Raw genomic sequence first — 7,206 nt, forward strand, 5'->3', positions numbered from 1 at the left:
TNNNGNCGATCGCAGCCAGCGTCTCGTCGGCTGCCGCGCGTCCCTGCGCGAGGGGACAATAGGCGACCAGGGGAATAGAGCGGCTCTTCATGTAGGCCTTCAGCTTCGACTGGTCGAGCATCACATGGTACTCGACCTGATTGCAGGCGACCGGCGCCCCGATCTCCTCGACGGCCTGTTTGAGCAGCGCGACAGTGAAGTTGGCGACGCCGATCGCGCGGGTGCGCCCCTCTTGCTTCAGCATCATCAGCGTCTCCAGCGCGGCCGGCAGGTTCATGTCCTTGGCCGGCCAGTGGATGAGATAGAGGTCGACGAAGTCCAGCCGCAGCTTCTTCAAGCTGGTCTCGAACGCGCGGCGGATGGAATCCGGGGCGAGATTCTCCGGCCAGACCTTTGTGGTGACGTGCAAATCCTCTCTCGCCACCGAAGCCGTCGCGAGCGCGGCGCCGATCGCATCCTCATTGGCATACATCTCGGCAGTGTCGATGTGGCGGTAGCCGAGCGCGAGCGCGCTCTCGACCGCCTCGCGGCACACCGTTCCCTGCATGCGGAAGGTGCCGAGCCCGAGCTTGGGCAGACGGATGCCCTGCGTTTCGATGACGTTCATGATCTCTCCTGGAACAACGCGGACCTGTGGCCAGCCGCGGGCGGGCGCAGCCTCGGAACATCAAGACCTTGGCGGGATACGCTCAGACTGCCTGAGGCGCGCTTGGGAGTTCAAGCGGGCGCTCGGCCGACCACAATCAACATGTCGGGACATTGGTTCCGGATCAGGGCGACGCCGGCCCGCTCAGCGCCAGCTGCAGATGCCGCCGCTGCCCGGCTTGCACGGCCAGGTCTGGATGCGTGTATCCATCGCCTGCGCGTCCAGCGGGTTGCCGCGGCGGTGCGCGAGGTTGGTCCGAGCTGCCCCTCGCGGCCGCTCCGCGGTCTTGTCGGAACGAACCCGTCGGGTCGCAACGGCGCGCGGAACGGCAGAATGCACCTCGGGATCGATCGCCGAGCGGGAGACAGCCGCCGGCCGGTCGGTCTTCGCCTCGATCGGTACCGCCTCGAAATGCGCTTCGGGGCCGAGCGGCTCCGGCGACAAGACCGCCCGCGACAAGTCGAGCCTGAGAAAATCACCCGGCCGATAGGCGCCTGCCATAGCGTCGGTGCCCACGAGCAGCGCGGCGCAAGCTATCGTGCCGACGAACGCTCTCAACACCATCTCGTCCTCCCGTCTTCCCGCGCAATGCCAATTGCGCGCCCCTGCTGCGAGATCCCTGCGACAACTGATCGCGAGAGCGACGGCGGGACGATCAAGCCATGCCCTCAACTCGCGCGTCATGATGTTCGTTGATCGACCGTTATCAGCCTGAATAAAAAGCCCAGGAACCGCCGGTCGTTGACGCAATCATAACCAAAGTTCCGCGCCCGTCTCTCATGTAGGACACACCGGCGCCTTTTCCAGGCCTAAAACTGCGAGTCACGGTTACCGCTGTGCACGACAGCGGGCGCTCGCATAAGTCATACTAATCAGACAAGTCATACTAATCGGATGAGTCGATTCTGATGCGGCAGCTCAGGGTCTGAGCTGAGCCCGGTGTGATCTGCATGATCCCCGGTTTCGCGGCGAACTCGCCCGCGAAATCGGTCGGGCTGGCGAAGCCATGCCAGGGCTCGATGCAGAGAAAGGGCGCCCCGCCTGGCTTCGACCAGAGACCGAGCTGGTGGAAATTATCCCAGGACAATTCCAGTGCAGGTCCTTTGGTCCCGACAAACCGAACCGAGCGGCTGGCCGGCCGATCGAGGATCACGGCATCGTCGTCGAACAGACGCTCGCTCAGTTCCAGAACACCGCCCTCGATTGGCGTAGGCTCCGGCTGCGGGCGGAGCAAGCCGCCGGTCAGACGCCGGATCGGTGCCGGCTCGGGCTCTGCAAAGATCAGCCGGTAGCTCTCCTTGGGCTGGCCCGGGAGCAGCGGCCAGTTGAAGGCGGGATGGCCGCCGAACGAGGCCGGCAGCACCTCCGCGCCCGGGTTGGCCACCTCGATCACGGCGTCGAGCGCATCAGCGGTGATCCGGTAGCTCAGCGTGAGACGGAAGGGGAACGGATAGCGCGCCAGCGTCGTCTCGTCCTCGGTCAGCTGCAGCACGCATGTATCGGCGCTGCGCGTCAGCCACGTGAAGCGCAGGTCCCGGGCGAAGCCGTGCTGCGTCAGGCGATAGGTGCGGCCATGATGATGCAGATGGTCATCCTTGAGCCGGCCGACGATCGGAAACAGCCAGGGCGCATGCCGCGGCCAGGCAGCCCCCGCCTGCCAGAGCAGCTCCAATCCACCGGCCGCTTTCAGCGAGCAGAGCTCGGCGCCGTCGGCCTTGATGGTCGCGGCAATGCCGCCGGCGCTGATCGTATGGAGGTCGTCGCTCATGCCGCGTCACCCGCTTTGCCAGGGAATGACAGCGTGATGCCGGATTGCGCTGACGGCGTCCAGAGCTCTCCCGCCGGCTCAGCGCTCGCGGATCCGCAGCCCGTCGAGGACACTGATGACGCCGAACTGCGACGATTGCGGCGCGGCCGAATGAGGCAAGCCAAGCCGAAACTTCGTGCAGACCGACCGCTTGCCCGGACGATTCATTCGTGTACGAATGACCATGACCGGCTTGATGCTGCGCCGCGCGCTGGCGCAAACTGCCGCAAAACGCTTCCAGAGAGAAGGACATCCCGATGGCCCATGACGCGCCGCAAGCAACCGGTCCCAGCAAGCTGGTCATCCGCAACATCGGCCTGATGCTGTCCGGCGCGCTGGAGCGACCGATCCTGGACGCCGACACCATTGTCGCGGAGAACGGCAAGATCACCGCGATCGGCCGCTACAAGGACGTGGACGTGGAGGGGGCGACCACCATCGTCGATGCGCACGGCACCACTGTCGCGCCGGGGCTGATCGACAGCCATGTCCATCCCGTCGCCGGCGATTGGACGCCGCGGCAGAACCAGATCAACTGGATCGATTCCTACCTGCATGGCGGCGTCACCACGATGATCTCGGCCGGAGAGGTGCACATGCCCGGCCGTCCCCGCGACGTGGTCGGGCTGAAGGCGATGGCGATCTTCGCGCAGCGCGCGTTCTGGACGCTGCGTCCGGGCGGGGTAAAGGTGCATGCCGGCGCGCCGGTGATCGAATGCGAGATGGTCGAGGACGATTTCAGGGAGCTTGCGGCGGCCGGCGTCAAGCTGCTCGGCGAGGTCGGCCTCGGCGGCGTCAAGGACGGCCCGACCGCGCGCAAGATGGTCGGCTGGGCGCGTAAGTATGGCATCCAGAGCACGATCCACACCGGCGGCCCGTCGATCCCCGGCTCCGGCCTGATCGACAAGGACGTGGTGCTGGAAGCCGGCACGGATGTCGTGGGGCACATCAATGGCGGCCACACCGCGCTGCCCGACGATCAGATCCGCTGCATCTGCGAGGGCTGCAAGGCCGGGCTCGAACTGGTGCACAACGGCAATGAGCGCTCGGCGCTGTTCACCTTGCGCACCGCGCGCGAGATGAACGAGCTCAACCGCGTCATTCTCGGCACCGACGCGCCCGCCGGCTCCGGCGTGCAGCCGCTCGGCATTCTCCGCATGGTGTCGCTGCTGTCGTCGCTCGGCGACGTGCCCGCCGAGATCGCGTTCTGCTTCGCCACCGGCAACACCGCGCGGATGCGCGAGCTCGATTGCGGCCTGATCGAAATCGGCCGCTCCGCCGATTTCGTCATCATGGACAAGGCGCAGCACTCGCCGGCCAACACCCTGCTCGACAGCGTGCAGCTCGGGGACCTCCCGGGCATCGGCATGACCATCATCGACGGCATCGTCCGCACCCAGCGCAGCCGGAACACGCCGCCGGCGACGAAGATCCCGGAGATCGTGGCGAAGTAGGTTTTTCAACAAGCAGACTTCGTCATTCCGGGGCGCCCGAAGGGCGAACCCGGAATCTCGAGATTGGTTTGCGCTATTGTTTTCCTCAGCTCGAGATTCCGGGTTCGTCGCTACGCGACGCCCCGGAATGACGGAGAGCGTGAGCAAAGACCGTAGGGTGGGCGAAGCGGCGCCGTCAGGCGGCGCGTGCCCACCGTCGGCAGATGCGGGCGTGGTGAGAATGGTGGGCGCGCTGCGCTTTGCCCACCCTACGCTGCCCGCCTTCGCAACAACTAACGCAGCCGGCTCAGCAGCGACAGCAGCGTCTCGCGCTCCTTCGCGTCCAGGGGCGCAAGCGTTTCCTTGGAGATCGCGAGCGCCAGCGGCGCGGTCTTTTCCGCGAGCTGCTGGCCCGCACGGGTCAGGCTCACCAGCAGCCGCCGGCCGTCCTGCGGATCCGCGCTCGTCTCGGTCAGACCACGCGCGGTCAGCCGATCGATCACGCCCTTGATGGTCGCAACATCCATCGCTGTGAGACGACCGAGCTGGTTCTGCGAGCACGGCCCCGTCTCCACCAGCTTCGACAGCGCCGCCCATTGCGTCGGCGTGAGGTTGCTGCCGATGTCGCGGGCGAAGATCATGGTGTGGCGCTGCCAGACCTGGCGCAGAATGAATCCGATCTGGTCGTCCAGCACGTAGTTCGCTTTTGCCGGCTTGGCCGCTGCCTTGCCGGCCGCCTTGGTCACCGGCTTCGGCGTCGCTTTGGTCGGCGCTTTTGTCGATCTTTTCAACGTGGCCGTCTTCGCCATGATTGTCCTTGCCTCAGATCGACAGATGCGCGTCGCGGATGTCGGGCCGCGCGTCGAGCTCGGCCATGGTGCCGGCAAAGCAGATGCGGCCGCGCTCGATGATGTAGGCGCGATCCGAGATCAGCTTCGCGAAGTGCAGGTTCTGCTCCGACACGATCAGCGACACGCCTTCCTTCTTCATCGTCAGGATGGCATCGACCATCTGCTCGACGATCTTCGGCGACAGGCCCTCGGACGGCTCGTCGAGCAGCACCAGCGACGGGTTGCCCATCAGGGTGCGGGCGATGGTCAGCATCTGCTGCTCGCCGCCGCTCATGCGTCCGCCGGGCCGGTTCTTCATCTCGCCGAGATTGGGAAACAGCTTGTACAGCTTCTCACGCGTCCATTGCGGCGCGCCGGGCCGCGGCTTCTGCCGGCCGACCTCGAGATTCTCCTCGACCGTCAGGTCCGTGAAGATGCGACGCTCCTCGGGAACGTAGCCGAGACCGGCACGGACGATCTCATGCGTCGGCGCGCTGGAGATGTCCTTGCCTTCGAACATGATCTGTCCGTCGCGCAACGCCACGAGGCCGACGATCGAGCGGAAGGTCGTCGACTTGCCGGCGCCGTTGCGGCCGAGCAGCGCCACCACCTCGCCCTCGCCGACCTCCAGGCCGATGTCGAACAGGATGTGCGCCGGGCCGTAATGGCTGTTGAGATTGGAAACGGACAGCTTCATGCCGAGGCTCCCTCGCGATGCCGGGCGTCGTACAGCAGGCCCTCGCCGAGATAGATCGCCTGCACCTCGCGATTGGCGCGCACCTCGGCCGGCGAGCCCTGCGCGATCAGGCTGCCGCGATTGAGCACGAGGATGCGGTCGGCATGCTCGAACACGACGTCCATGTCGTGCTCGGTGAACAGCACGCCGATCGACTGCTCGCGTGCGATTTTAGCGGTCAGCCGCATCAGCTCGACGCGCTCGCGTGGCGCCATGCCGGCAGTAGGTTCGTCCATCAGCAACAGCTTGGGCTGGTTGGCCAGCGCGATCGCGAGCTCCAGCCGCTTGAGGTCGCCATAGGCTAGCTCGCCGCAGGGACGCTCGGCATAGCCGGCCATGCCGACGAGATCGAGCAGACGATCGGCCTCGCCGCGCTCGATCGAAATCATCGGCGTCCAGAAATCGAACAGGCGGCGATGATGCGAGACCAGCGCGACCTGGATGTTCTCGCGCACGGTCATGGTCGGATAGGTCGCGGTGATCTGGAAGGTGCGGCCGACCCCGAGCCGCCAGACCTCGCGCGGCTTGCGACCGGTGGTCTCCTGCCCCATCACCGTGATACGGCCACTGTCCGGCACGTTCTGGCCGTTGAGCATGTCGAAGCAGGTGCTCTTGCCCGCGCCGTTCGGCCCGATCAGCGCCAGGATCTCGCCGGCCTGCAGCATGAACGACACGTTGCGCACGGCATGAATGCCGCCATAGGATTTCGACAGGCTCTCGACCGAGAGCAGGGACACACCGAGGCTCATTGCGCGCCCTCCATCTTGGCCGACAGGGCCGTTGGCTTAGGGGCGGCCGCACGTCGCCGGTGCATGACACTCTCAACCACGCCGACGATGCCCTTCGGGAACACGACCACGATCAACACGATGAAGATGCCGAGCACGAGCTTCGACCAGTCGGTCTGGCTGACCAGCCAGATGTTGAGTGCCTTGTAGACGATGGCGCCGAAGATCGCACCGGGCACCGTCTCCACGCCGCCGAGCAGCACCATGACCAGCGCATCGACCGATAGCGAGATGCCCATGTTGTCCGGGAACACGCTGCCCTTGAGATAGGCGAACAGCGCGCCGCCGATGCCGGCCGTGGTGCCGGCGATGATGAAGGCCGTCCACTGGATACGCTTGCCGTTGATGCCGATGGATTCGCTGCGCAGCGGCGAGTCGCGCATGCCGCGCAAGGCGTAGCCGAACGGCGAGAAGGTGACGAGGCGGAGCACGCTGACGACGAATGCGGAGACGCCGAGCGCAAGCCAGTAGAAATGAGACGGCGAGGCCGCCCATTTCTCTGGCCACAGACCGAGGATGCCGTTGTCGCCTCCGGTCACCGCCACCCACTGGAAGGCGATCGACCAGACGATCTGGGCAAAGGCAAGCGTCAGCATTGCGAAGTACACGCCAGAGAGCTGCACGGCGAAGGCGCCGAATACGGCCGCGCCGAGCGCGCCGAGCAGCGGTCCCAGCAGCAGGCAGGCGATCATCGGCAATCCGGCCATCTTGGCGAGGAACGCGACGCCATAGGCACCGAGGCCGAAATAGGCGGCGTGGCCGAACGAGGCGAGGCCGCCGACCGCCATCAGGAAATGCAGCGACGCGGCGAAGATCACGAAGATCGCGATCTCCGAGCCGACGGTCAGCGCGTAGTTGCCGGCGATGAAGGGCAGCATCGCGGCAAACGCCAGCGCCACGAGAGATGCGAGACGCTCCACCGAGCTGAGCGGACGCCAGGGAATGACCGTGAGACCGGGCGTACGG

At 65.9% G+C, this 7,206-nt stretch carries 7 protein-coding genes; 1 reads left to right on the forward strand and 6 read right to left on the reverse strand.

All coding sequences use genetic code 11. From position 1 onward, the window contains the following. Window positions 1-790: 790 nt before the first annotated feature. Window positions 791-1,210, reverse strand: a complete 420-nt coding sequence (locus tag BRAO375_RS00760) for a hypothetical protein (RefSeq protein ID WP_035638227.1) — start codon at window positions 1,208-1,210, stop codon at window positions 791-793. A gap of 322 nt (window positions 1,211-1,532) precedes the next feature. Beyond that, window positions 1,533-2,414, reverse strand: coding sequence for an aldose 1-epimerase family protein (locus BRAO375_RS00765; RefSeq protein ID WP_009025531.1), 882 nt, complete (start codon window positions 2,412-2,414; stop codon window positions 1,533-1,535). Between the two features lie 296 nt (window positions 2,415-2,710). Here BRAO375_RS00765 and BRAO375_RS00770 point away from each other — a divergent pair, with 296 nt between their 5' ends. Then, window positions 2,711-3,907, forward strand: coding sequence for an amidohydrolase family protein (locus BRAO375_RS00770; RefSeq protein ID WP_009025532.1), 1,197 nt, complete (start codon window positions 2,711-2,713; stop codon window positions 3,905-3,907). Window positions 3,908-4,179: 272 nt separating this feature from the next. Here BRAO375_RS00770 and BRAO375_RS00775 read toward each other — a convergent pair whose 3' ends face one another. From BRAO375_RS00775 to BRAO375_RS00790, 4 genes are all read right to left on the reverse strand, one after another. After that, a complete protein-coding gene (locus BRAO375_RS00775; protein ID WP_009025533.1) occupies window positions 4,180-4,695 on the reverse strand; it encodes a MarR family winged helix-turn-helix transcriptional regulator in 516 nt (171 codons plus the stop codon). A 13-nt stretch (window positions 4,696-4,708) separates the two neighbouring features. After that, window positions 4,709-5,413 carry an ABC transporter ATP-binding protein gene (locus BRAO375_RS00780; RefSeq protein WP_009025534.1) on the reverse strand — a complete coding sequence of 235 codons (705 nt, stop codon included), beginning with the start codon at window positions 5,411-5,413 and terminating at the stop codon, window positions 4,709-4,711. Then, the gene (locus BRAO375_RS00785) at window positions 5,410-6,201 is read right to left on the reverse strand and encodes an ABC transporter ATP-binding protein (protein ID WP_009025535.1); all 792 of its coding nucleotides are present in this window, start codon (window positions 6,199-6,201) and stop codon (window positions 5,410-5,412) included. The genes BRAO375_RS00780 and BRAO375_RS00785 overlap by 4 nt, the downstream gene beginning before the upstream one ends. Next, on the reverse strand, window positions 6,198-7,206 hold a 1,009-nt coding region (locus BRAO375_RS00790; protein WP_035638236.1), incomplete at its 5' end, for a branched-chain amino acid ABC transporter permease. The genes BRAO375_RS00785 and BRAO375_RS00790, both read right to left, overlap by 4 nt.

The sequence above is a fragment of the Bradyrhizobium sp. ORS 375 genome (assembly GCF_000239775.1).
In the GTDB taxonomy this organism is placed as follows: Bacteria; Pseudomonadota; Alphaproteobacteria; order Rhizobiales; family Xanthobacteraceae; genus Bradyrhizobium.